This is a genomic window from Aliiglaciecola sp., assembly GCF_039982535.1.
Lineage (GTDB): Bacteria > Pseudomonadota > Gammaproteobacteria > Enterobacterales > Alteromonadaceae > Aliiglaciecola.
Window position 1 is genome coordinate 66,777 of record NZ_JBDWYG010000045.1, and the last position, 24,456, is coordinate 91,232.

Genomic DNA, 24,456 nt, shown 5'->3' on the forward strand with positions numbered 1-24,456 from the left:
GGTTTATATTTTTTCTAATTTAGCATACGCCAACATTAGCCACTTTGTCCCTATATTGTCAAAATTCACTTCAACTCGTGCATGTTCACCGCTTCCCTCGTAATTTAGCACTGTGCCTTCTTGAAATTTACTGTGCTTAACCCGCTGTCCCAATTGAAATCCAGTGGATTCGAACGCCATGTGGGATGTTGCCGGTTGAAAACGGTTTTGAACTGGTCGACTCACCGTGGTTCGCAGGCGCACTTCTTCAATGCATTCACTGGGAATTTCTTTGATAAAACGAGAGGGGGTATGGTATTTGTCTTGCCCATATAATCGTCGAGATTCAGCATAGGTCATGTATAACTTTTGCATTGCTCTAGTCATGCCCACGTAACAAAGTCTGCGTTCTTCTTCCAAGCGGCCAGGTTCTTCATGACTCATTTGGCTAGGGAACATGCCTTCTTCAACACCGGCTAAAAATACCAATGGGAACTCCAGGCCTTTAGCCGAATGGATGGTCATCATTTGCACTGCGTCTTGGTGAGCGTCGGCTTGAGATTCACCCGCTTCTAATGAAGCATGGGCGAGAAATGCCGATAGGGGTGTCATATTTTCCGCTTCTTCTGGAGCTTCGAATTGTTTGCAAGCGGTTACAAGTTCCTCAAGGTTTTCTATACGAGCCTGGGCCTTTTCGCCTTTTTCGGCTTGATACATGGCAAATAAACCTGAGTTTTTGATTACGTGATCAGCTTGTTGGTCTAACTCGAACTCTTGCACTTCAACTTGCAACTTCAATATTAGTTCAACGAAGCGTTGCAACGCTGTTGCCGCTCTGCCCGAAAAGCGTTTTTCACGAAGCATGTCGTTGGTTGCTTGCCACATAGACAACTCTTCGTTTCTAGCGGTTTCTCGAACTAAGCTCAGGGTTTTATCACCAATGCCGCGAGTAGGGGTGTTCACAACCCGCTCATAGGCGGCATCATCTATGGGTTGGTTGATCAACCGTAAATACGCTAATGCATCTTTGATTTCTTGTCTTTCGAAGAAGCGTAGTCCGCCGTAAATTCTATAGGCCACAGATTCTTGCAACAACGCTTCTTCCAATACCCGTGATTGCGCATTGTTGCGATACAAAATGGCACAATCCGCTAACGCATCACCTTTGTCGCTCCACTCTTTAATGCGGGCCACGATAAAGCGAGCTTCGTCTAATTCATTGAAGCCGGCATACATCGAAATTGCTTCACCTTCGGCATCTTCAGTCCACAGATCTTTACCAAGACGCCCTTGGTTGTTGTCGATAACGGCATTGGCGGCTTTAAGAATATTGCCTGTTGAACGGTAGTTTTGCTCCAGTCTGATAGTTTTCGCTGAGGGGAAATCACGTAAAAAGTGCTGAATATTTTCCACATTCGCGCCACGCCAACCGTATATGGATTGATCATCATCGCCTACAATCATCATGTTGTTATCTGCACAACTTAAGATCCGCAACCACGCGTACTGAATGTTGTTGGTATCTTGAAATTCGTCCACCAAAATCGTGCGGAAACGTTTTTGATAGTGTCTCAACACATCGGGGTTATTTAGCCACAATTCGTGGGCACGTAATAACAGTTCGGCAAAATCCACCAAGCCTGAGCGATCACAGGTTTGTTGATAAGCTTGGTAAATATCTTTCATGGTTTGTTTGGTGGGATCACCTTGAGTGTCGATATGCTCTGGTCGTAATCCTTCGTCTTTATTGCCGTTGATGTACCATTGAATCGATTTAGGTTGCCAATTCTTTTCATCTAAATTCAGAGACTTAATCACTCGACGAACCAAGCGATATTGATCATCCGAGTCCAATATTTGAAAGTTTTCAGGTAAACGAGCTTCTTTGAAATGAGTTCGGAGTAAACGATGGGCGAGGCCGTGGAATGTTCCAATCCACATGGTGTGCAATCCAGACCCCATTAGCCGTTCTACCCGACCACGCATTTCTCTGGCGGCTTTATTAGTAAAGGTCACAGCCAGAATGCTAAAAGGCGCGAGTTGTTCAACTTCCATTAGCCATGCGATACGATGCACTAGTACTCGAGTTTTGCCACTTCCGGCACCAGCAAGGACCAACATGTCAGAAGGAGGGGCAGCTACTACTTCCCGTTGTTTGTCATTAAGTTGGTCTAACAGTCGAGATACATCCATAACAAGCTTATTTTTGATTTATTGATTAATAATCGAAGTATATCAGCTATACTGTGTTTTTATACATCCAAAGGGCTGGTTTTGTTATTTTTAACCCGCTTTATGGAAACTGATCTTGTAAATGAACGTTTTTGCCCGCACATCCGTTCTTAATATTTATTCAAGAGTAAAGTGACTTGCCTATCGCTATGGGGCAAAGCAATTGAGGAGAACGAGATGCCAATCGACAATTTCTGGAAGAGGTTGAAATCTGAAGCTGAAGAGTTAGTGGAAAGCGAACCGCTGTTAGCCAGTTATGTGCATGCTTGTATTCTTGCTCATCACAACTTCGAGACCTCTTTGAGTTTTATTCTGTCCAACAAAATTCAAGATGAAGTGATGCCGGCCTTAGCCATTCGCGAAGTACTTGATCAAGCTTATTTGTTAAAACCTGAGATCGTCGAGTCAGCCATCGAAGATATTGAAGCTGTGTTAACTCGTGACCCTGCCGTAGATAAAATTCTGACAGTCTTATTGTATTTCAAAGGCTTCCAAGCAATTCAGGGCTATCGTCTGTCCCATTATTTATGGGCTCAAAACCGCAAGCAACTTGCACTGTTTGTGCAAAGTCGAAACTCCGAAGTATTTGGAGTGGATATTCACCCTGCAGCGGTGATTGGTAAGGGCGTGATGTTTGACCATGCAACCGGAATCGTCATCGGTGAAACCGCGGTAGTGGAAGATCATGTTTCAATCTTGCAATCTGTGACCTTAGGGGGAACAGGAAACGAGTCAGGGGATCGTCACCCAAAAGTCCGTCAAGGGGTTATGGTGGGAGCTGGGGCTAAAATCTTAGGCAATATTGAGATTGGTGCTGGCGCTAAAGTGGGAGCTGGTAGTGTGGTTCTTAAAAACGTACCTGAGCATGTAACTGTGGCTGGTGTACCAGCGAAAATTGTTGGCGTGCCTTGTTGTCCTAACCCTTGTGAAACTATGAATCAAAATATCTACGAAGATTAACTGTCTATTAGGTTAATCTTCGATCAGTAAATTTAGCTCCGCTAAATCATCTAATTGCACGTGGGGAAGCACTGTGGTTTTTTCTTGGGGAAGGTGCATTTTCCGATCGTAGGCATACCAAGCGCTTTGCATACCCGCGTTAATAGCCCCCATTACATCTTTTTCTAAATTATCACCCACGTGTAACACTTCTTTAGGGGCCACATTTAAAGTGCTGCTAGCCAGCGTAAACATAGCATCATGGGGTTTCATTGGACGTTCTAAATTGGCTTTAAAACAATGGCTGAAATATTCGCCAATTCCGATTTGTTGTAAATTGACATTGCCGTTGGTGATAGCAACTAATGGCAGTTTGTTGGCTAATTGGGCCAACAAAGTACGTATTTCTTGGTGTACTTCAAAGTTACTACGATGATGATAAAAAAACTCAAAACAGTCATCCACCGCTGAGCTAAGGTGTTGCTCTTGGTAACCGGCTTTTTGTAAACCAGTTTGTAACGTATGTTTACGTAGCGCTCCCATATCTGAAGCCAGTTGAGGCTGATTTTGCAAATGTTGTTGTTTGAATTGCTGCCAATCTTGATAGGAAAATTCTGATGTTTTTGGATAGCTTGAAGACAAATAATTAAGCAGTTGTTTTTCCGCTTCCATAATAAAAGGATAGTTGTCGTACAACGTATCATCTAAGTCGAAACTAATGGCTTTTATTGGGGAAAAATTCCGATAAAATTTCATTCAGTAATACCTATTATTCAACCTTTTTGTAGTTTTGATTGGTTAATATTTAACATATGGTGATTATTTGTTTTTGCGAGACCTAGGATGCGTATTGTCGTAAACCTTAGCTAAGTGCTGGAAATCCAAATGTGTATACACTTGTGTGGTCGACAAATTCGCATGCCCTAGAAGTTCTTGTACGGCGCGCAAATCACCACTGGATTCTAGCATATGGGTGGCGTAAGAGTGGCGCAATTTATGCGGATTTACTTTTTGGTCGACATGTTGTTTGTGGGCCCATAAGTCCATTCGCTTGGCGATTTGGCGATGACTTATACGGCGTTTATGCATACTTACAAACAGAGCTTGTTCTTCTGCTGGTGGGGTCATTTGACTACGAACCTTCAACCATTTATTCAACCAAGTGGTGGCTGTCTTACCAACTGGAATGACGCGTTCTTTGCGGCCTTTACCGAGCACTCTAATTTGTCCTTTAGTGACTATATCTTGCATGTTTAAGCCAGATAACTCAGCCAAACGTAGACCACAGCCATAGGTCAACTCCATCATAGTGCGGTCGCGTATCGCCAGCACAGATTCGGGGTCTATTTCCAGTAACTGACCTACCTGATCAACATTTAGATGTTTAGGTAGCGGCCGACCCAGTTTAGGAGTTTGCACGGCTTTAGCTGGGTTAGTTTTGAGTACGTCTTCGGCTACCAGAAACTGACAAAAAGTACGCATAGCCGATAACCGCAATGCGATAGAGCGGGGGGCTAGGTTTTTGCGTCTAGCTTGGCTCAAAATCGACTTAATATGATGGGTTGTTAATTCAGACCAGTTTGCAACATCTAACTGCTCAGTAATCACGCGGAGTTGGCGTTGGTAGTTATCTAGGGTTTTTGCAGAAAGGTTTCTTTCGTATTTTAAAAACGAAAAAAATTTTTCCAGCCAGTGGTCTAAGGCTGGATTATCCATGGTTAATATCCAGCCAGATTTGGCAAGAGTACATTTAAGAACTGTTGCAACTGGGTTATGAGCAGGGTGTCCATCTCTGGATTGAAATGACTGGCATCTTTGCTTCCAATAGCCAATATTCCTAATTCACCTTTTTCTCCTAATAACATTAGGGCGACAGATTCAACATTGCCTTCTTTAAATAGAAGTTGTTTTTCATGTTGACTTAGACGTCCAAAGAAAAAGCAATCTTGTTTAAAGCGTTTTTCAATAAACAATTTACGTTGAATTTCGGGCAGCGCATGGGCACCACTAAAAGACTTTAAGGTTACTGCAGATAAACGCAGTTTTTGACACATCACATCTTCAAGTACATCTTGCACTTCGCTGAAAAAGCGACAACTTAACAACTGGAGATTTAGATCTGCGTAAATTCGGTAAATTTCTTCGTTTTGTTTTGCTATCGAAATGAGTTGATTGAGCTTGTGTGATAACTCTCTGTTTTTCTTACGTAATTGCTCTGATTGCAGCTCAACTAGAGAAATACTGCCTTTTTGTTGATGAGAAATAACCAGTTTTTCAGCCAGTTGCGGATTCTCTACAAAAAAGTCAGGATTTTCTAACAAGTAGTGTTTAACATCTTTTTCGTTAATGGCCTCTGATGCTTTTTCATAATTAGTCAGCATTGCCCTATCTACTTGTTGTTGTGCTGTATCACTCATACTATCAGGGTTCCATCAAAAATATGTTCTGCAGGGCCAGTCATTTTCAATACGTTGTCTTTACCTTGCCAACGTATTTTCAATGTACCACCAGGTAGATCAACTCGTACATCTTTGCTTAGTTTACCTTGAATTTGACCAATTGCCACTGCTGCACAAGCGCCAGTACCACAGGCTAATGTTTCTCCTGCTCCACGTTCGTGCACACGCAGTTTTATATGGTTTTCATTAATGATTTGCATGAATCCGACGTTTACATTTTCAGGAAACCTATCGTGTGATTCAAGTAGTGGACCGATATTTTCCACGTCTGCCGTTTGCACATCATCAACTTCAAGCACGCAATGAGGGTTCCCCATAGACACAGAGCCAACCATAAAGGTTTTTTCTTGTGCTCGAATCAAATAAATTTTTTCTTCTTTATTAGCTTTTAATGGGATTTTTGCGGGCTCAAAAATGGGCCGCCCCATATTAACAGTCACCTGGCCGTCTTTTTCAAGATACAGCACTATCTTGCCAGATTTTGTACTGACTACCACTTTGTTGCGGTTAGTTAACCCTTTGATTTTGACAAACTTTGCAAAACATCTTGCGCCGTTCCCACACTGAGCTACTTCTGAACCATCAGCATTAAAAATGCGATAGTGGAAGTCTTGTTCAGGATCATAAGGGGGTTCAACCAACAACAGTTGGTCGAAGCCGATTCCAAAGTTTCTATCAGCCAATTGCTGAATTTTATCTTTCGAAAAAAATACATTTTGGGTGACGTTGTCAATCACGACAAAGTCATTGCCTAGCCCATGCATTTTAGAAAATTGAATTTGCATTGTTACTACTAAAAGTTTTGTTACGGTTATATTAACCTACATATGCGGTGACCAAAATAGCTATTTTGCAGTCAATTTGCGACACCCATTAAAAAACAATGAAAATTACCGTAATTTACTTATATGAACTAGCAATTAAATAACTTTTTCGCCTTTCCATAGATCAGATAACACTTCCCGCTCACGAACTAAGTGCAAACTGCTTTTATCTACAATTATTTCCGCAGGACGACAACGGCTATTGTAATTTGACGCCATGACAAATCCATAGGCACCTGCACTGCGCACAACCAATAGGTCATTTGGAACAATTTCTAGTTCGCGGTCTTTACCAATAAAGTCACCGGTTTCACATATGGGACCGACGATGTCATAGGTGGCTTTAGGCTTTCCTGTAGACAGTTCAGCGGGAATGATATTTTGCCAAGCAGAGTATAGGGCTGGACGGATTAAATCATTCATTGCCGCGTCGACTATGGCAAAATTTTTCTCTTCACCTTTTTTGATGAACTCTACTTTGGTAATCAAGATACCAGCGTTTGCCATTATAGCTCGGCCGGGTTCAAAGATTAGTTTTAGCTCGGGACGCTGCTCCATGCGGGTCATCAGTGCTTCTACATAAGCATCGGGGTGGGGCGGGGTTTCGTCTTTATATTCCACACCTAGTCCACCACCTACATCAAGGTGGCTGATGGTAATACCTAATTCAGCCAACTCGTCAATTAGTAACAACATTCTATCAAGGGCGTCTACAAAAGGATCTATATCAGTAAGTTGAGAACCAATATGACAATCCATACCTTTAACTTCGAGATGCTCGTAACTTGCGGCTAGTTTATAGGTAGCAACCGCATTTTCTCTTGGAATACCAAATTTATTGGCTTTGAGCCCGGTTGAAATATAGGGGTGAGTTTTGGCATCAACATCAGGATTTACACGAATTGAAATTGGTGCAACCACATTTAGTTTAGAGGCTACCTTGTTGATTCGCTCTAATTCGGGTTCAGATTCTACGTTGAAACATAAAATATTTTTAGACAGTGCAAATTCAATTTCTTGTTCAGTTTTACCAACCCCAGAAAACACCACTTTAGTTGGGTCGCCACCGGCTTCAATTACTCGCGATAATTCACCGCCTGAAACGATATCAAATCCAGAACCTAGTTTGGCCATTACCGACAACACACCTAAATTAGAATTCGCTTTTACGGCGTAACAAATTAGGTGAGCATGTTTACCCGCTGCCTGGTCAAATGCATGCCAATGACGCTCAATGGTTGCTCTGGAATAAACATAACAAGGTGTCCCAAACTGTTCAGCAATCTGTTGAACGGGGACATCTTCGGCGTGTAGGGTAGAATCTTGATACTGAAAGTAATCCAACTACGACTGCTCCTCTGAGTCATCTATATTTTGATCTGTGGCCGGCGAGTTTTGCTCGGAAGGATGAATTAAATCCCCCTTAACTCCACAACCTGTAATGATAAAAATGACCGCCAATAAGGAAAGCGTGCGAATCGCAAAACACAGATTTTTGAACACTGATATCACCTAACAATTACGAAAGCCTATATCATCCCATCAAAAGCAAAAAAAACAAGCATTGCCACTACCTGATTTGAGATAAGACATACAATAAACTGCTAATTAGGTTGATTCTAATGTGATTCAAAGACAGCCACCTAAAAAGTACAGTTTAGGACAGTACAGTTTAGGACACTCACCAAATGGTGATTTCGAAACAGCCATATAAAAAGGGTAGTTTAGGACAGGCATAAAATGGTGATTTTGAGACAGCCATCTAAAAAGGGGAGTTTAGGACAGGCATCAAAGGTAATTTCGAGAGGTGATTTCGAGACAGCCATCTAAAAAGGGTACAGTTTAGGACAGGCATTAAAAGGTAACTTCGAGAAACCCACCTAAAAAGGGTACAGTTTAGGACAGGCATCAAAAAGTGATTTTGAGACAGCCACCTAAAAAGGGTAGTTTAGGACAGGCATCAAAGGTGATTTCGAGACAGCCATCTAAAAAGTGCAGTTTAGAAGGACAGTTTAGGACAGGCATCAAAAGGTAATTTCGAGACAGCCATCTAAAAAGGGTAGTTTAGGACACCCACCTTTATACCCAGTTTAGGACACCCACCTTTACGCCCACCTTTAATGGCCGGCCCACCTTGTCGTGTCGATTTGTATGATTTGACTATTTTCTAGCTAGCCATTGTGTGTCAAGGCTAAACGCACTGACTCTGGGAAGTGTGTGGTTTCCCATAGCTGTTTACATAGTACTTTTGTATCCATGTAATCGCCTTCCATTAACCAGTCAATAAGGATATCGGGGGAGTCGGGGTAGCGAATTGGCTCGGGGGAGTCTTTACTTAACCATTTAGATACTACCTGCGGGTCTAACGTATCCATGCTTTCACAACGGTTCATGCGTTCTAGTGTGATGCGGTTTGAGCTTTGTTCATACTGGTTTTTTAAGGGCTTCACTAAGATTTTTTTGCCCAGTTGTAAACATTCGCTGGAAAGTTCGAAGCCGCCATTGGCAATGACGCCGGCACAGTCAAACAATGCTTGTTGGAAGGTTTGCTTAGACAATGGACGCCACTGGCTGTTTTCATTGCTGAAAGGTTCATCTATCTCGGGGTGGTAACAAATAAACTTTTCGTTGGGGAAATTTTTTAACAATGATTTGATGGCTGTCTCATTTTCAAATGGCAAGTACACCAGCACATGATCCCCTGTAGTTGCCTTGCTGTATGGCTCTTCAATAAATGGCGGCATGATTGGGAAACCAAAATGGTACCAATGCACCCCTAAATTAACGTCACAGGGGGCGAAGATGCGCATTAACATTCTATCTGCCCAAGTTTCCCCTTGTTTTGGGACTTTGTGTTTAAATGCGGCTTGGTGACTTATGGATATGGATGATAAGTCGTTCATTTTTGCGGCCCAAGCCGTTACTGGTTCGAAGTCGTTGAGCAACACATGATATTTCGCCACATTTAACTGTTTAACATCCTTTATAAACTGTCTGACGTTGGCTTGGCGGAGGGTTTTCCAACGGTTTACTTGGCCATTTTCGGTGATGAAGGTTAGCCCAGATACCGTGCGATAATTTCCAAACACTTCCATGTCGAAGTAGCGGGAGGGATCCCGTCCACTGAATATAAAATCAACTTCAATATCATCGCGTTTTGCAAATGCTTTCGCCATGATTCGTGCCCGCGCAATGTGGCCATTACCGGTGCCTTGCACGCCATACAATATTTTCATTAATACTACTTACACAAGGATAGAAAGACTCAACATTGAAATAATGATACCTAAAAAAGCACCAGCAACAATGTCACTTGGATAATGGACACCGAGCATTACTCTGGAAAGTCCAATTAAGCTTGCCCAGATATACACTAATATCGCTACGCTGGGGTAGAAGTGGGCCAACAAGGATGCCATTAAAAAGGCGGCAGCAGTATGCCCTGAAGGTAAACTAAATTTGTCGGAAGGGGTAATGTGAGAACGAAAATTATAGATTAAGTCGCACGGCCGTTGGCGTTTGAACAATTTTTTCAAAACCACATATATGGGTAATTCTAAGGCATATGCCAACAAAGATGTGTAAAGGAAAATGGCTCCATCTTTAGGGTCAAACGCACATAAAAGCACGCCTAACAGCAAATAAACATGGCCATCACCGCTTTTTGATATGTACTTAATGATCCGGCAATCGCGACCTGCGGTTACACCGAAAATCCAACGGAATATGTGTGTATCTGCTCTGCCAAATGCATTCATCTCTAGGTACTCTTAGATTGTGTACTCATTGAGAATAAAAGTAACCATTGTGTATGAACCCTAGTTGACAAAAAAACGAAACCTTTGTGACAAATATAAGTCATATTTATGACAGTGAAGAAAACTGATCTAAGGTTTTACAAACTCGCTGCTAACAATTAACCTAGAGCTTTAATGCTGAAGTTGGATTTTCTGATGGAATACAACACCTCTGAACTGTGTGATTTGTTTGCCGATAGCGTAGATGTTGTCGACCCTATTTTTGTGAATTATGGTGGTAGACTTTCTTATGGTGGAGAGATCACAACTGTTAAATGCCACGAAGACAAAGGCCTGATTGATAAAGTCTTGTCGCAACCTGGCAAAGGCAAAGTGTTACTCATTGATGGGGGCGGTTCTACTCGTCGCGCATTAATTGATGTGAACAGTGCGCAAATTGCCATTGAAAATGATTGGGAAGGCATTGTTTGTTATGGCAGCGTGCGTGAAGTCGATCAACTTGAAGAGCTTGATATTGGTATTCATGGGGTAGCATCTATTCCAGTTAATGCAGCATTTGAACAAATAGGCGAGGTTGATGTTGCGGTGAATTTCGCTGGTGTGACATTTTTGCCTGAAGATCATTTATATGCCGATAGCACTGGTATCATCTTATCGCCAGAACCTTTGGATATTGAATAAGCTTTTGTTCTGGGTTTTCTCAGTTTTTGCTCAAGAACTAAGAACTAGCAATTTGATTTAAGGTTAAGCAAAGCATAAAAGGCTGTGGGGTTAATGAAAGACAGCCTTGTATGTTCCGCATTTTTGTACTTTCCTGCTAATTAATAGCCTCTACACAACCCCACTTTGCCTGTCTTAGGGTAAGACAATCCGAGATTGGTTATTTATAAAATTGAATTCAAATAAGCCGCAATTCGCACGCCAGCCATCTGCAATCGTTGTTTAACCTCTGGTAGGTGTTGGTGTTGATATTGCCAGCTAAGTTTGCTTTCTTTTGGATACACTTTTTCGCGTAACTGGATACTTTCCTTAATCCATACTTTCGGATCGGTGCTCTGCCATTGTTTTGCCATTTCAGGGGTAATTTTGCGACTTAGCCATTCTGTCCATTCTGTATAAGATAACTGTTGTTTGTCGATCATGCCGCTATCCCAGACTCGGTGCAGGTTCGAGTCTTGCCAAAAAAATTCTACTTTAACATCGTTTCCACCGCGATCCGTTCCATCACCGGCGTGCAAAGGTTGATGCAAGTCGCCAATAATGTGGACGATAAAATGTAGCGCTAACTGTCTGTCTTGCAAAGTTGCCTGTGGGTTTTTTAAGGTGGCAGCAAAAGACACCAACGCAGTATAGGCATCTCCATGGGAAGGAGCGTGCTCAGATGAATGGTAGTCACTGCCTTCTTCCACCGTAACGTAATGCCAAGGGGAAGAGGTTTTTTGCCAAAATTCTGAAGGGTCAGAGCGCATTTCATCAGCCAGAGTAGAGATCTCCGCCAATGATTGAGTCGGGTATAAAGCGTCGATTTTCGCTTTTGCATCTGCGCTTAAATACTGTTCCGCTATATTTGCTGTAATGCGATGCCCTGTTTGTCCCCAAGCCAATGCTTGAGAGGTTTGTAACAAACAAAGTGCAGCAATGGCAAGTTGTGAAAATTTTAAAACACTAGGTTTAGGGAACATGGTCTTTTTACTCTTCAATTATTTATGATAGCCCCAGCGAGGCATCAATTTTTGATCAATATCTAAATGGTCGAGAATTCTCGCCACCACAAAGTCAACTAAGTCTTCGATACGCTTAGGTTGATGGTAAAAACCGGGTGCCGCCGGCATTATGGTCACACCCATTTGCGATAACTTCAGCATGTTTTCAAGGTGAATAGTCGATAACGGCATCTCTCGAGGAACCAAAATTAACTGTCCTCGTTCTTTTATCACTACATCCGCTGCTCGCTCAATGAGGTTGTCACTTTTACCAGTGCTGATGGCACTCAAAGAGCCTGTTGAACATGGGCAAACCACCATTTGTTTTGGTGCCGCCGAGCCTGAGGCTACGGGAGAGAACCATTCATCTTTGCCAAATACTTTTATTTGCTCAGGCTTCCCATCAAAACGCTGAGTAAAAAATTCGCTACAGGTTTTAGGATTTGCAGGGACTTTTAAGTCTTCTTCAGTGGCTAACACTACCTTGGCGGCGGAAGATATCAGCAAATAAACTTGGTAATTGGCAGCCACTAGAGTTTCAAGTAAGCGTAACCCATAGGGTGCGCCGGAAGCGCCTGTAAACGCGAGAGTTATTTTTTTATCAAAATTCATGTTTGGCCAGTTGCTCTAATAAACGTGAATGAATGCCGCTAAATCCACCGTTACTCATTACCAAAATATGGTCTCCTGGAGCAACACTTTGCAACAACGCAGTAATAATGTCGTCCACATTATCATAAACCTGTGCTGGAACCTCTGAACCTGCGGTGAGTTGTGCTAAAGACCAGTCTAAATTGTCTGGTTGAAACAGTAGTACCTGATCGGCACTGCTCCAAGATTTAGCTAGCGTATTTTTATGTACTCCCATTTTCATGGTTGCTGAACGAGGTTCTAGCACCGCAAAAATACGAGCGTCTTTAACTTTGTGTCTGAGCCCTTCAAGGGTAGTTGTTATGGCAGTAGGGTGGTGAGCAAAATCATCATAAACGGTGATGTTATTTACTACCCCACGGGTTTCCATTCGCCTTTTTGCATTTACAAACTGCCCCAAAGCTTCAATAGCTAATTCAGGCTTTACACCGGCATGACGGGCAGCTGCGATTGCCATAATACCATTGTGAACATTGTGTTGACCTATCAACGACCAGTCTACCCGACCCATATTGATATTGTTTAATAAAACATCGAACTCACCACCGTCATCAGTTTGATTTTCTACCTGCCAATCGGTGCCTAAGTATTGCACTGAGCTCCAACATCCCTGTTTTAAAACCTGTGCGATATTTTCATCAGCTGCAGGGGCAAGAGCCAAGCCATTGCCAGGTAAAATACGAAGTAAATGATGGAATTGTTTTTGAATCGCGGCCAAATCTTCGAAAATATCTGCGTGGTCAAACTCTAAGTTATTAAGCACTAGGGTGCGGGGATGGTAGTGTACAAACTTGGAGCGTTTATCAAAAAATGCGCTGTCGTATTCATCAGCTTCAATAACAAAAAACGGAGACTCTCCCAAGCGCGCTGAAATGCCAAAGTTTTCAGGAACCCCACCAATCAGAAACCCTGGTTGTAAGCCTGCATATTCGAGTATCCAAGCTATCATACTGGCCGTAGTTGTTTTGCCATGGGTACCTGATGCGGCTATTACCCACCTTTGTTTTAACACATTTTCAGATAACCACTGGGGGCCACTGGTGTAGGTTAAGTTGCGATTAAGGACTTCTTCCACGCACGGATTTCCCCGCGACATAGCATTACCGATAATCACTACATCGGGTTCTGGACTAAGTTGGGATGGATCAAACCCTTGGGTAAGTGGAATACCTAAAGATTCTAATTGGGTGCTCATGGGCGGGTAAACATTGGCATCGGAACCACTTACGTGATGTCCCATTGACTTGGCAATGGCGGCTATTCCACCCATAAAGGTGCCGCAAATCCCGAGAATATGAATATGCATAACTTCGATTTTTTCAAAAAAATTTTCGTAAGGTTAACAGAGATTGTTATACCAACAAATGGATATTCATTTAACTTATTGTTTTTTGTGCTGAGTTTTGTGTTTAATAAAGGTACACTTTATTAATGTGTTCTATGATTAGTAATGATTACTGTCAAAACCATGTCCTTTATAAAATCTAAAAATAGGCTTTCACAAGAATGAAACGACTCAATTCGCAATTACAAGAAGACGGCGCTCCAATGGAGCTAATACTGTTAATCCGCACATTATTAGCAGGTTGCAAGGAAATTTCTTTTAGGGTTAGTCAAGGTGCATTAGCAGGCGTGCTAGGTTCTTTGTTAAGTGAAAACGTTCAAGGCGAAACGCAAAAGAAACTTGACGTTATTTCGAATCAAATTCTAAAAGATATATTGAAAGAATCTGGTTATGTGAAAGCTATTTCTTCAGAAGAAGAAGATGACGTTGTTGGTTGTCACCCTGAAGGTAAATATTTAGTTAGTTTCGATCCACTTGATGGCTCATCAAATACTGATATCAATAGTTTGATTGGTACTATTTTCTCGATTACCCACGCACCACAATGGATGGAACCGGATGACCCTTCTGCATTTTTGCAGCCCGGTACGCAAATTGTTGCCGCTGGATATGTACTTTACGGCCCATCCACAATGTTGGCCATGAGTACTGGACGAGGTACGCATATTTATACTCTGGATAAAACTCACGGTGGTTTCTTATTAACCGAAGCGAATGTTGAAGTACCAGAGCAAACCAAAGAATTTTCGATCAATAGCTCTAACCAGCGTCATTGGGAAGAACCAATGCAAAACTATATTAATGATCTTATTGCTGGTGACGAAGGTCCTAGAGGTAAAAACTTTAATATGCGCTGGGTCGGCGCTATGGTCGGCGACATTCACCGTATCCTTTCTCGCGGCGGTCTGTTTGCCTATCCGTTTGATAAACGTAACCCTAAAATAGCGGGTAAATTGCGTTTATTGTATGAAGCCAACCCAATGTCATTTCTAATTGAACAGGCTGGCGGTGCTGCTACAACAGGCGACAGACGAATTTTAGAAGTAATGCCAGAAGAAATTCATCAGCGCGTTCCGGTTATCATGGGATCTAAAGAAGAAGTAGAGACTTGCGTTACCTATTACGCAAAAAAATAGTCTAACGTTTAGATTTGCATCAATACATTGTTTTACTCAGGGCGTAGGTTTATAACTTACGCCCTTTTTTATTGGAGTTTTTAAGTCGTCTTGGCACAAACGCGCCATAATGGGAGGGTTAATTCCTCATAATACTTTAAAACAACCTTAATAAGACCAAGGTAGTGATTTCATCTTGCGCTGGAAGTCTTTATAATTACGGTAATTTACGTTAAATCACAACTTAAAGGTATCAATCAATGAGCTTAAATGCTGTTCCAGCCGGTAAAAACTTGCCAGATGAAGTGAATGTCATCATCGAAATCCCAGCCCACGCTGACCCAGTAAAATATGAAGTAGATAAAGATACTGGTGCTATTTTTGTTGACCGCTTTATGGCAACTTGTATGCACTACCCAACTAACTACGGTTATGTGCCTCAAACCCTTTCTCTTGACGGTGACCCTGTTGATGTTTTGGTAATGACACCATTCCCATTGTTAGCTGGTTCAGTCATTAAATGTAGACCTGTTGGCGTTTTGAAAATGACCGACGAGTCAGGCGAAGATGCTAAAGTTTTAGCTGTGCCTATTGATAAGCTTTCTACTATCTATCGCGATGTTAAAGAGATCGATCAGGTTCCAGAGCTTACTAAGCAACAAGTTGAGCATTTCTTTGCCCACTATAAAGATTTAGAACCTAATAAATGGGTAAAAATCGAAGGTTGGGGCAACTGCGAAGAAGCTAAAGCTGAAATTGTTGATAGCGTAAAACGCTACGAAGCTGAAGAAAAAGCTTAATTTCACCTGCATTGAGAAAAGGGTTAACGTCACGTTAGCCCTTTTTTTTAATTTTTCTACACCAGCATTTATCTGCAAACTCCTGTAAACTTGCCACTCTTTATTATTTCTTCATATGGCTCGACAAAAAACATGAAGCTGAATTCAATTCGAAATAATCCTCAACTGTTGTTGCTGGCCATGGCCTTTGTGATGCCTTTGGTATTTTCGGTTTGGAATGCGCTACTAAATAATTTTGTGGTGGAAAAAGCTCAATTTAGTGGTGCTGAAATTGGTATGCTGCAAAGCCTGCGAGAGGTACCGGGTTTTCTAGCATTTACCGCGGTCTTTCTATTATTGGTTATCAAAGAACAAACCTTAGCCATGCTCTCCCTCGCAATCATGTGTGTTGGTGTTGCAATGACGGGATTCTTTCCATTTGAGATTGGTTTATATTGCACAACGGTGATTATGTCCATTGGTTTTCATTATTTTGAAACTATGAACCAATCACTGACCTTGCAATGGTTAGGGAAAGACAAAACTGCCCACTTTATGGGCCAACAATTGGCGGTGAAAAGTTTCGCCTCTTTATTTGCCTATGGCAGTATTTGGTTGCTGATGGATTATGTGGGCATCAGCTATCAAACCATGTACATGCTTGCTGGTGGGTTAGGTTTAGTCATAGTGATATTTTTGTGGGGGTTCTTCTCGCAGTTTAAGCAGCCCTCCATCCAACACAAACATATGTTTTTGCGAAAACGCTATTGGTTATATTATTGTTTAACCTTTTTTAGCGGTGCCCGTCGACAAATCTTTATGGTGTTTGCCTCATTTATGATGGTCGAAAAGTTTGGTTATAGTGTTGGAGAAATTAGCCTACTTTTTATTATCAACTACGTATTTAACTTGTTTTTTGCCGGCAAAATTGGTCGCTGGATCGCTAAAGTAGGCGAACGTCGGGCATTAACCGTGGAATACATTGGTTTAATTGTTATTTTTGTTAGCTACGCTTTAGTCACTAGTTCACAATGGGCGGCTGTTTTATATGTGCTCGACCATCTATTTTTTGCCATGGCAATCGCCATGAAAACCTATTTTCAAAAAATTGCTGATCCCCGTGATATTGCTTCTACAGCGGGAGTAAGTTTTACCATTAATCATATTGCTGCGGTGGTGATACCTGCTTTGTTAGGTATTGTTTGGCTAACTTCACCGGTTTTAGTATTCTTCATTGGTGCAAGTTTTGCCGTGTGTTCACTATTACTGGCATTGAATATTCCAGACTCTCCGGATGCAGGCAATGAAGTAAGAAAGAACCCTTTGGGTTGGGCTAATAAGCCTTTTCAAGCAGCTAAGAATGTCAATGGTGCTGCTCTATCAGAAGAATCAGCAACCATTAAGCCCATATTATAAGGACGAACTAAATTTATGCGTGTTCTAAAACTTAGTCTATTGTTTGCTTTGTTAGTTAACACAACCTTTGCGTTTGGTGAACCAACAGAAGTGTTTTGGGAAGATTTGGTGCCTGAAAATTATATTGCGCCGCCAGTGGACATCGATCATGCATTATCTATTGGACAGCAAAATTTATCCGCGCCTGTGGTAACAAAGTTCAATGATAAGGAAGTTAAAATACCCGGCTTTGTTGTACCTATTGAAGGTAATCAAGACAAAATTACTGAGTTTTTGCTAGTTCCATTTTTCGGTGCTTGTATTCATGTTCCACCTCCACCGCCCAATCAAATTGTTTACGTTAAAATTCCTGAGGGGGTACCTGCAGTGGCGTTAACGGATGTGGTTTGGGTGGTTGGAACTTTGTCTACTGAAGGTTGGAGTGGCGAAATCGCCACCGTAGGATATACCTTACAGGGCAAAGAAGTGCTGCCCTATGACGGTTAACCAACGCTAGAGTCTAGTTTGTTGAACTAGCCTGTATAAATACGGTCTGCCTGATTAAACAATACCCAAGAAGTGAGGATGTATTTGTCATTGGAAACCGGCACACTGCCTCTGTGGGTATGGGTAAAGTAGGCAGGCGCAATGACCATTCTGCCAGCTTTAGGTTGCACAGACTTATCTTGGTAATAAAAATCTGTGGTGCCACCTTTTTCTACATCATTCAAATAAAACATAAACAATAAGATACGATGCAGTGCGTCATTATTACCCGCTTGAGGATAAACCTCGGAGTGCCAATAGGGGTAACCGCCTTTTTTCATCTGGTATTTTTGCGCGTTAATGTCACCAATTCGAAAAAGATACTGCACTAGGTTTGGTAAATTTGGTTTGCCCACTCTCTCGAAGTTTTCGTGGGTTAACTTGACGGGTTGACCATTGCTTGGATCTTGAACGGTTAAGCCGATTGGGCCGATAAGAGCGAAAAAATGCTTTTCAAAATACTTCATTAATTGTTGGGATAACAAAGGAAGCATTGCCTGGTATTCAGGTTGAAACTCCGGATTTTGCACAATTGATACGTCTTTACTGAGCTTTTTGTCGGTATCGACCCCACCTCCGGTGCGGCCCTGCTGAGTATTTTTACTGGCTTCAAAACGTTGAATGAATCCTTGGCACAACTTTTCTGGTAAAACGTTATCGATGACTTCAATAAAATCTGTCATTTTTCAGCTTCCAACTCGGAGTAAATATGTTGCTTAAGTTGGGATTTAATCGCCTCGTCAATGGGCACTGATTTATTGGTTTTGAAATCAAAACGAACTAATGTAGTGCTGCCAGAGGCGACTTTCTGATCCTGTTGCCAAATTTCTTGATAGGTATCGAATGAGCTATTGCCAACTCTGCTTACGTAAGTGCGCACTTCTACGGGTTTGCCGTAAAATATCTGCAAATGAAAATCGATTTTGTAACTGGCTAAAATCAAAGGCCAATTTTTTAAATCTAGATCTGGCGTAAACATTTTGAAGATAGGCTCTCTGCCACACTCAAACCAGCCAGCAACAACTGTGTTGCTGACGTGGGCTAAACCATCTGTTTCATAAAATCTGACATTAAACTTTTCGCTAAACATACTCTATCCGTATCTCTTTATGCCTGTCTTGCATCGTCTAAAATGGGTTTAAGGAAATGCGCAGTGTGCGAGCCTTTTACCTTGCTGACGTCTTCAGGTGTACCTTGCGCAATAATATTACCGCCACCAGAACCACCTTCTGGCCCCAGATCGACAATCCAATCTGCGGTTTTTATCACATCTAGGTTATGTTCAATCACCACCACGGTATTCCCGTGGTCACGCAGGCGATGTAATACTTCTAGCAGTTGTTTAATATCGTGGAAATGCAGACCTGTAGTAGGTTCATCTAAAATATATAACGTTTGCCCGGTATCACGTTTAGATAACTCTTTGGCGAGTTTCACTCGTTGGGCTTCACCACCAGAGAGTGTTGTGGCCGATTGGCCTAAACGAATATATGACAAACCTACATCCATTAAGGTTTGCAGTTTGCGGGAAATAGACGGGATAGCATCAAAAAACTCTCGGGCCTCTTCCACCGTCATGTTTAACACTTGGTTGATATCTTTGCCTTTGTAGGTCACTTCCAAAGTTTCGCGGTTGTAACGTTTGCTTTTACATACGTCACAGGGCACATACACATCTGGTAAGAAGTGCATTTCCACTTTTATCAGACCGTCACCCTGGCAGGCCTCGCAACGTCCACCTTTGACGTTAAAACTAAAGCGTCCAGGTTTGTAACCACGGGAGCGCGCTTCTTGGGTGGCCGCGAACATTTCACGAATTGGCGTGAAAATACCTGCGTAGGTTGCAGGGTTTGAACGTGGTGTACGACCAATAGGACTCTGGTCAATATCAACTACTTTATCTAGTTGATCCAATCCAGTGATCTCTTTGTAAGGTGCGGCTTCACCTGTGGTGGCTCCGTTTAAGGCGTGATGCGCTAACTTATAAAACGTATCATTTACCAAGGTTGACTTACCTGAGCCAGACACTCCGGTTACACAGGTCATAAGGCCAACTGGAATATGTAAATCTACCTGTTGTAGGTTATTTCCTGTTGCCCCTGTTAGCTTCACCCACTTGTCGTCTTTGACTTTGTTGCGTTCTTTGGGGATTTCGATACGTTCTCTACCAGATAGGTATTTACCAGTAAGTGAGTCTTCACTTTCTAATATATCTTTAAGAGTACCTTCCGCTACAATTTGACCACCGTGGACACCCGCTCCAGGGCCTATATCTACCACATAATCAGCTTCTTTGATGGCATCTTCATCATGTTCAACAACGATAACTGTGTTACCCAAATCCCGCAGGTGACGTAGGGTTTTCAACAAACGTTCGTTATCCCGCTGATGCAAGCCGATAGAAGGCTCATCTAGTACGTACATAACACCCACTAAACCTGCACCTATTTGACTGGCTAATCGAATCCGTTGGGCTTCACCGCCAGACAAGGTATCGGCACTTCGCGACATGGAAAGGTAGTTCAAACCGACGTTAACCAGAAAACTTAAGCGGTCGTTGATTTCTTTTAAAATCTTCTCTGCAATCTGTGCTCGCTGTCCGCTTAGATCTAATTCATCAAAAAATGACAGTGCGTCAGAGATGGACATTTCGGTAATCGTTGGTAACGCAGTTTCGCCGATAAAGACATTTCTGGCTTCTAATCTTAAACGGGCACCACCACAACTATTACAATGTTGTTGGCTAAGGTATTTAGACAATTCTTCACGTACCGCGTTAGATTCAGTTTCTTTGTAGCGGCGATCCATGTTGGGAATGATGCCCTCAAATGGATGCTTGCGTTCCATAATGTCGCCACGGTCATTAATGTACTTAAATTTGATTGCTGTGCCTTTGCTACCAAATAAAATCACATCTTTGTGTTTATCGTCCAATTCTGCAAAGGGAGCCGTAAGGCTAAAGCCATAATGATCAGCAACCGCTTGTAACATCTGAAAATAATAATAACTGCGTTTGTCCCAGCCGCGAATAGCGCCCCCTGACAAACTCAATTCTTCATTACTCACAATTTTGCCAGGATCAAAAAATTGCTTGATACCTAAGCCGTCACAAGTTGGACAAGCACCAGCAGGGTTATTAAATGAGAATAATCTGGGTTCGAGTTCAGCCATGCTGTATCCACAATGTGGACAGGCAAAGTTAGCTGAGAACACCAATTCGTCTTTATCTGGCTCGTCCATAAATGCCACTTTGGCGGCACCTGCAGACAACTGCAATGCCGTTTCAAATGACTCCGACAAACGTAAGGCAAGGTCTTCACGGACTTTAAAGCGGTCAACAACCACCTCAATGGTATGCTTTTTATGCAGGTCAAGTTGAGGGGGATCGGATAGGTCACACACCTCACCATCAATACGCGCACGGATGTAACCTTGGGCAGCTAAACCCTCAAGGGTTTTAATGTGCTCGCCTTTACGCTCTTGCACCACAGGCGCAAGTAACATTAATTTTGTACCTTCTTCCATCTCCAACACCCGATCAACCATCTGACTCACCGTTTGTGCCGCTAAAGGAACATGGTGAGTTGGGCAGCGGGGTTCACCCACACGGGCGTACAATAACCTAAGGTAATCGTAGATTTCGGTTATGGTCCCTACTGTAGAACGGGGATTATGAGACGTTGATTTTTGCTCGATAGAAATAGCGGGTGATAAACCTTCAATATGATCTACATCGGGCTTTTCCATCATCGACAAAAATTGTCTGGCATAGGCGGAAAGGGATTCTACATAACGCCGTTGCCCTTCAGCATACAAAGTATCGAAGGCTAAAGAAGATTTCCCCGAACCCGACAGGCCTGTAATCACAATTAGCTTGTCACGAGGAAGCGTTATATTAATATTTTTCAGATTGTGGGTGCGTGCACCCCTTACTTCAATTTTATCCATGGATCCAGAATGTTGCCTGACCAAAAGATCAGTATTACATAATTGCAAAACATGCTCTATTGAGAACGGCCTATTATTCCAAAAAAAGCTAAAATTTTTTATTTAAAACGCCTTTTTATCGATCTATCGCCTATTTTAATGCTGTGATAAACTTCGCGGCCAATTAGTATTCACTTCTTTATCAATTTTACGAGCAAAAAAGATTTGTGACTCGCGTATTTGATATGGGAAGACTTCATTTAGCTTTATTAAAACCATAGTGATTTGTTTTGAACGCAACTGAATTACGTGCCGCCTTGTCTCTTGCCTTTATCTATGTCCTAAGAATGTTAGGGCTATTTATGGTAATGCCGGTTTTGGCAATATTAGCCCAAAATTACCCTGATTATTCTGTTCTTATGGTGGGAATAGCCATAGGTGGATATGGCTTGACCCAAGCATTGCTGCAAATTCCAATGGGTATGTTATCCGACAAATTTGGCCGAAAGCCCATCATCGTCGTGGGTTTACTGATGTTTTCCCTTGGCAGTTTAATTGCCGGTTTTGCCGATAATATGTGGATGTTGGTGCTAGGCCGCATACTGCAAGGAACCGGAGCCATTGCTGGGGCGATTATGGCATTAGCCGCTGATGTCAGTCGTGAAAATCAACGTCCTAAAGTAATGGCGATTATTGGTATCGCTATTGGCTTTTCTTTCTACTTAGCATTAATGATCGGCCCGATGATTTCGAATGTGTGGGGATTGTCTGGGATATTTTTTGTCACCGCGGTACTGGCGCTATTGTGTATATTGATTGTTGGTTTTGTGGTGCCGTCCCAACAAAATAGTGCCCCCTCTGGGGATACCCTTCCGACTTGGAAAGATGTGGCTAAGCTCTTTGGTGATCAACAAATTCAAAAAATGAATCTGAGTGTGTGTTTGCTGCATATGATGATTACCTTGTTCTTTATGCAATTACCGGTAATGCTTCAACAAATGGGATTACTGGTAGAAGTGCAGTGGAAGCTCTATCTTCCGGTGTTATTGACTTCCATCCTGGGTTTAACGGTTTTGATGGGCTTGAATAGAAAGGTTTCTCAAAAGGTGTTGATGTTAGTCTCCATCTTTTTACTGATGATTGCCTGTGCCGGTTTATCTTTATCCTCAAGCTTATACACTGTGGCGGCCTTTGCAGTGATCTTCTTTAGTGGTTTTAACTACTTAGAAGCAAATTTACCCGCTTGGGTATCCAGCATTGCTCCCGCGGGCAAAAAAGGCTCGGCTATGGGCATGTATGCAAGTTTCCAATTTTTCGGGGCCTTTTTAGGGGGAATGTTAGCCGGTGTGCTGAATCAATATTTCTCTCCCTCAGAGGTATTAATGTTTGCCGTTGGCATTTTGTTGGTGTGGACAGCCATCGTATATAACCTGAAAAGCGTGAGTAAGTATCGACGTTATACCTTAAGTGGTGTAAGTGGAGCGGGCGATCTTGAAGTGTTAAAACAACAGTTGCTAGCGATGCCCGGGGTAGTAGACCTTGCATTGGTAACTCATGAAGATAGTGTCTATGTGAAAGCGACAGCAGAATTTAATCTTCGTCAAGCCCAACAACTGGTGTTAAATACTGCGCCGCAATAATGCTGAAAGGCGTTCATACTAATTTCAACGATTGGGCCATTTTGCGCAAAACCTAATGGCCAATTTAGGCGAGAACACAGATGACTAAATTAATTCCTTGGCGTTCGTTGTTATTTCTACCAGCTAATAATCAAAAATTTATCGATAAAGCCCATACCCGTGAAGCCGACGGTTATATTCTGGATCTAGAAGATAGTATTCCCATGGCCCATAAAGAGGCGACCCGAGCAAACCTTATTGCCGCTGCAAAAGTGGTGGCAAAAAAGGGAGCAGATACGCTAGTAAGAATAAACGCAAGTTTACGACTGGCAATCAGAGATTTAGAAGCGGTAGTGGATCCACAAATTTGCGCCATCATCATTCCAAAAGTTAGTAGTGCCGCTCATATTCAATTGATTGCGCAAAGCATTGATGAAATTGAACAAGAAAAACAAATGCCCCAAGGTTATACCCGACTTATTGCGCAAATTGAGCATGTTGATGCCATGTCTAAATTGGACGAAATTGCCACAAGCTCGCCCCGTTTAATGGCAATGACCATGGGAACCGAAGACTTATCCTTGTCCATCGGTATGGAACCTACCACTGAAGCCCTTATTGGCCCTTGCCAGCAATTAATTATGGCTTGTCGGCGGGCGAATATTACCCCTATGGGTTTCCCTGCTTCCATTGCCGATTTTAGCGACCCAACTCAGTTTCAAGTTGCCGCTGAGCTTGCCAATAAAATTGGTTTTTCTGGCGCACCCTGCGTGCATCCGATGCAGGTCAATATATTGAATCAGGTGTTTATGCCCACTGAAGAGCAAGTAAAACAGGCCAATGAACTCATTCAATCTTTTCAGCAGCAATATGAGCAGGGCACAGGTGCGACTAATTTTGCGAATAAAATGATTGATTTACCTGTGGTGCAACGGGCTGAAAATCTTTTAAAAAGACTAAACCGATAAAACTAGACTAGCTGAACGAGCAAATTCATTTATATTAATAATAAGCAATTTAAACTGAATTTAGTTCCGATTTTATTGAGATAAAACTAAATATTCGGGTTACAATACCGCGGATAAATACGAAACAATGATGCCAAGTTTTTTAACTAAATTGGCAGCGAACATACCTTTTCTATCTAAATATTTAGGTAAGTTTCTGAATTTAATAACCAATTTA

22 protein-coding genes are annotated in these 24,456 nt (G+C 42.2%); 8 read left to right on the top strand and 14 right to left on the bottom strand.

Annotated elements, in window-relative coordinates; translation table 11 throughout:
• Positions 1–3: 3 nt before the first annotated feature.
• Complete coding sequence (gene uvrD / locus ABJV04_RS14325; protein WP_348492240.1) at positions 4–2,172, bottom strand: DNA helicase II; 2,169 nt, start codon at positions 2,170–2,172, stop codon at positions 4–6.
• Between the two features lie 216 nt (positions 2,173–2,388).
• Here uvrD and cysE point away from each other — a divergent pair, with 216 nt between their 5' ends.
• Positions 2,389–3,171: a serine O-acetyltransferase gene (gene cysE / locus ABJV04_RS14330; RefSeq protein WP_348492241.1), complete on the top strand. Its 783-nt coding sequence runs from the start codon at positions 2,389–2,391 to the stop codon at positions 3,169–3,171.
• 12 nt (positions 3,172–3,183) lie between these two features.
• Here the strand turns inward: cysE and ABJV04_RS14335 are convergent, their stop codons facing one another.
• The 7 genes from ABJV04_RS14335 to ABJV04_RS14365 all read right to left on the bottom strand — a co-directional run bounded on the left by ABJV04_RS14335 (position 3,184) and on the right by ABJV04_RS14365 (position 10,191).
• Positions 3,184–3,906 (bottom strand): HAD-IA family hydrolase, encoded by a 723-nt coding sequence (locus ABJV04_RS14335; RefSeq protein WP_348492242.1) that lies wholly within the window; start codon positions 3,904–3,906, stop codon positions 3,184–3,186.
• A 63-nt stretch (positions 3,907–3,969) separates the two neighbouring features.
• Positions 3,970–4,866 (bottom strand): tyrosine recombinase XerC, encoded by an 897-nt coding sequence (xerC, locus tag ABJV04_RS14340; RefSeq protein WP_348492243.1) that lies wholly within the window; start codon positions 4,864–4,866, stop codon positions 3,970–3,972.
• Between the two features lie 2 nt (positions 4,867–4,868).
• A complete protein-coding gene (locus tag ABJV04_RS14345; RefSeq protein WP_348492244.1) occupies positions 4,869–5,567 on the bottom strand; it encodes a DUF484 family protein in 699 nt (232 codons plus the stop codon).
• Complete coding sequence (gene dapF / locus ABJV04_RS14350) at positions 5,564–6,394, bottom strand: diaminopimelate epimerase (RefSeq protein WP_348492245.1); 831 nt, start codon at positions 6,392–6,394, stop codon at positions 5,564–5,566. Before dapF ends, ABJV04_RS14345 begins: the two co-directional genes overlap by 4 nt.
• 135 nt (positions 6,395–6,529) lie before the next feature.
• Entirely contained in the window at positions 6,530–7,777 is a 1,248-nt protein-coding gene (gene lysA / locus ABJV04_RS14355) for a diaminopimelate decarboxylase (protein WP_348492246.1), read from the bottom strand.
• An 827-nt stretch (positions 7,778–8,604) separates the two neighbouring features.
• Positions 8,605–9,669, bottom strand: coding sequence for an MJ1255/VC2487 family glycosyltransferase (locus ABJV04_RS14360; protein WP_348492247.1), 1,065 nt, complete (start codon positions 9,667–9,669; stop codon positions 8,605–8,607).
• Between the two features lie 9 nt (positions 9,670–9,678).
• Positions 9,679–10,191: a phosphatase PAP2 family protein gene (locus ABJV04_RS14365; protein ID WP_348492248.1), complete on the bottom strand. Its 513-nt coding sequence runs from the start codon at positions 10,189–10,191 to the stop codon at positions 9,679–9,681.
• A gap of 195 nt (positions 10,192–10,386) precedes the next feature.
• Between ABJV04_RS14365 and rraA the strand changes: the two genes are divergently transcribed.
• Complete coding sequence (gene rraA, locus ABJV04_RS14370; protein ID WP_348492448.1) at positions 10,387–10,872, top strand: ribonuclease E activity regulator RraA; 486 nt, start codon at positions 10,387–10,389, stop codon at positions 10,870–10,872.
• Positions 10,873–11,075: 203 nt separating this feature from the next.
• Here the strand turns inward: rraA and ABJV04_RS14375 are convergent, their stop codons facing one another.
• From ABJV04_RS14375 to mpl, 3 genes are read right to left on the bottom strand one after another with little or no spacing between them, the layout of a single operon-like run.
• Positions 11,076–11,873 carry a S1/P1 nuclease gene (locus tag ABJV04_RS14375; RefSeq protein ID WP_348492249.1) on the bottom strand — a complete coding sequence of 266 codons (798 nt, stop codon included), beginning with the start codon at positions 11,871–11,873 and terminating at the stop codon, positions 11,076–11,078.
• Between the two features lie 18 nt (positions 11,874–11,891).
• Complete coding sequence (locus ABJV04_RS14380) at positions 11,892–12,506, bottom strand: flavin prenyltransferase UbiX (RefSeq protein ID WP_348492250.1); 615 nt, start codon at positions 12,504–12,506, stop codon at positions 11,892–11,894.
• The gene (mpl, locus tag ABJV04_RS14385; protein WP_348492251.1) at positions 12,496–13,851 is read right to left on the bottom strand and encodes a UDP-N-acetylmuramate:L-alanyl-gamma-D-glutamyl-meso-diaminopimelate ligase; all 1,356 of its coding nucleotides are present in this window, start codon (positions 13,849–13,851) and stop codon (positions 12,496–12,498) included. The genes ABJV04_RS14380 and mpl overlap by 11 nt, the downstream gene beginning before the upstream one ends.
• Positions 13,852–14,051: 200 nt before the next feature.
• Here mpl and ABJV04_RS14390 point away from each other — a divergent pair, with 200 nt between their 5' ends.
• The 4 genes from ABJV04_RS14390 to ABJV04_RS14405 all read left to right on the top strand — a co-directional run bounded on the left by ABJV04_RS14390 (position 14,052) and on the right by ABJV04_RS14405 (position 17,686).
• Entirely contained in the window at positions 14,052–15,026 is a 975-nt protein-coding gene (locus tag ABJV04_RS14390) for a class 1 fructose-bisphosphatase (protein WP_348492252.1), read from the top strand.
• Between the two features lie 239 nt (positions 15,027–15,265).
• On the top strand, positions 15,266–15,805 hold the full coding sequence (ppa, locus tag ABJV04_RS14395; protein ID WP_348492253.1) for an inorganic diphosphatase: 540 nt from the start codon (positions 15,266–15,268) through the stop codon (positions 15,803–15,805).
• A 132-nt stretch (positions 15,806–15,937) separates the two neighbouring features.
• Positions 15,938–17,200, top strand: a complete 1,263-nt coding sequence (locus ABJV04_RS14400) for an MFS transporter (protein ID WP_348492254.1) — start codon at positions 15,938–15,940, stop codon at positions 17,198–17,200.
• A 15-nt stretch (positions 17,201–17,215) separates the two neighbouring features.
• Entirely contained in the window at positions 17,216–17,686 is a 471-nt protein-coding gene (locus ABJV04_RS14405) for a DUF3299 domain-containing protein (RefSeq protein ID WP_348492255.1), read from the top strand.
• Positions 17,687–17,712: 26 nt separating this feature from the next.
• Here ABJV04_RS14405 and ABJV04_RS14410 read toward each other — a convergent pair whose 3' ends face one another.
• From ABJV04_RS14410 to uvrA, 3 genes are read right to left on the bottom strand one after another with little or no spacing between them, the layout of a single operon-like run.
• Positions 17,713–18,408 (bottom strand): 2OG-Fe(II) oxygenase, encoded by a 696-nt coding sequence (locus tag ABJV04_RS14410; protein ID WP_348492256.1) that lies wholly within the window; start codon positions 18,406–18,408, stop codon positions 17,713–17,715.
• The gene (locus ABJV04_RS14415) at positions 18,405–18,815 is read right to left on the bottom strand and encodes a thioesterase family protein (RefSeq protein ID WP_348492257.1); all 411 of its coding nucleotides are present in this window, start codon (positions 18,813–18,815) and stop codon (positions 18,405–18,407) included. Before ABJV04_RS14415 ends, ABJV04_RS14410 begins: the two co-directional genes overlap by 4 nt.
• Before the next feature lie 17 nt (positions 18,816–18,832).
• The gene (uvrA, locus tag ABJV04_RS14420; RefSeq protein WP_348492258.1) at positions 18,833–21,673 is read right to left on the bottom strand and encodes an excinuclease ABC subunit UvrA; all 2,841 of its coding nucleotides are present in this window, start codon (positions 21,671–21,673) and stop codon (positions 18,833–18,835) included.
• A 269-nt stretch (positions 21,674–21,942) separates the two neighbouring features.
• Between uvrA and ABJV04_RS14425 the strand changes: the two genes are divergently transcribed.
• Together ABJV04_RS14425 and ABJV04_RS14430 are read left to right on the top strand one after the other, a co-directional pair.
• Positions 21,943–23,292, top strand: a complete 1,350-nt coding sequence (locus ABJV04_RS14425) for an MFS transporter (RefSeq protein ID WP_348492259.1) — start codon at positions 21,943–21,945, stop codon at positions 23,290–23,292.
• A gap of 80 nt (positions 23,293–23,372) precedes the next feature.
• Positions 23,373–24,239, top strand: a complete 867-nt coding sequence (locus ABJV04_RS14430) for a CoA ester lyase (protein ID WP_348492260.1) — start codon at positions 23,373–23,375, stop codon at positions 24,237–24,239.
• Positions 24,240–24,456: the final 217 nt, after the last annotated feature.

What these genes read in the sequence shown, in the direction of transcription:
- ABJV04_RS14360 (WP_348492247.1), bottom strand. Translation starts at nt 9,669, where the DNA reads ATGAAAATATTGTATGGCGTGCAAGGCACCGGTAATGGCCACATTGCG.
- ABJV04_RS14405 (WP_348492255.1), top strand. Translation starts at nt 17,216, where the DNA reads ATGCGTGTTCTAAAACTTAGTCTATTGTTTGCTTTGTTAGTTAACACA.
- ABJV04_RS14410 (WP_348492256.1), bottom strand. Translation starts at nt 18,408, where the DNA reads ATGACAGATTTTATTGAAGTCATCGATAACGTTTTACCAGAAAAGTTG.
- ABJV04_RS14400 (WP_348492254.1), top strand. Translation starts at nt 15,938, where the DNA reads ATGAAGCTGAATTCAATTCGAAATAATCCTCAACTGTTGTTGCTGGCC.
- ppa (WP_348492253.1), top strand. Translation starts at nt 15,266, where the DNA reads ATGAGCTTAAATGCTGTTCCAGCCGGTAAAAACTTGCCAGATGAAGTG.
- rraA (WP_348492448.1), top strand. Translation starts at nt 10,387, where the DNA reads ATGGAATACAACACCTCTGAACTGTGTGATTTGTTTGCCGATAGCGTA.
- dapF (WP_348492245.1), bottom strand. Translation starts at nt 6,394, where the DNA reads ATGCAAATTCAATTTTCTAAAATGCATGGGCTAGGCAATGACTTTGTC.
- ABJV04_RS14415 (WP_348492257.1), bottom strand. Translation starts at nt 18,815, where the DNA reads ATGTTTAGCGAAAAGTTTAATGTCAGATTTTATGAAACAGATGGTTTA.
- uvrD (WP_348492240.1), bottom strand. Translation starts at nt 2,172, where the DNA reads ATGGATGTATCTCGACTGTTAGACCAACTTAATGACAAACAACGGGAA.
- ABJV04_RS14365 (WP_348492248.1), bottom strand. Translation starts at nt 10,191, where the DNA reads ATGAATGCATTTGGCAGAGCAGATACACACATATTCCGTTGGATTTTC.
- uvrA (WP_348492258.1), bottom strand. Translation starts at nt 21,673, where the DNA reads ATGGATAAAATTGAAGTAAGGGGTGCACGCACCCACAATCTGAAAAAT.
- cysE (WP_348492241.1), top strand. Translation starts at nt 2,389, where the DNA reads ATGCCAATCGACAATTTCTGGAAGAGGTTGAAATCTGAAGCTGAAGAG.
- ABJV04_RS14375 (WP_348492249.1), bottom strand. Translation starts at nt 11,873, where the DNA reads ATGTTCCCTAAACCTAGTGTTTTAAAATTTTCACAACTTGCCATTGCT.
- ABJV04_RS14430 (WP_348492260.1), top strand. Translation starts at nt 23,373, where the DNA reads ATGACTAAATTAATTCCTTGGCGTTCGTTGTTATTTCTACCAGCTAAT.
- xerC (WP_348492243.1), bottom strand. Translation starts at nt 4,866, where the DNA reads ATGGATAATCCAGCCTTAGACCACTGGCTGGAAAAATTTTTTTCGTTT.
- mpl (WP_348492251.1), bottom strand. Translation starts at nt 13,851, where the DNA reads ATGCATATTCATATTCTCGGGATTTGCGGCACCTTTATGGGTGGAATA.
- ABJV04_RS14390 (WP_348492252.1), top strand. Translation starts at nt 14,052, where the DNA reads ATGAAACGACTCAATTCGCAATTACAAGAAGACGGCGCTCCAATGGAG.
- ABJV04_RS14345 (WP_348492244.1), bottom strand. Translation starts at nt 5,567, where the DNA reads ATGAGTGATACAGCACAACAACAAGTAGATAGGGCAATGCTGACTAAT.
- ABJV04_RS14380 (WP_348492250.1), bottom strand. Translation starts at nt 12,506, where the DNA reads ATGAATTTTGATAAAAAAATAACTCTCGCGTTTACAGGCGCTTCCGGC.
- ABJV04_RS14335 (WP_348492242.1), bottom strand. Translation starts at nt 3,906, where the DNA reads ATGAAATTTTATCGGAATTTTTCCCCAATAAAAGCCATTAGTTTCGAC.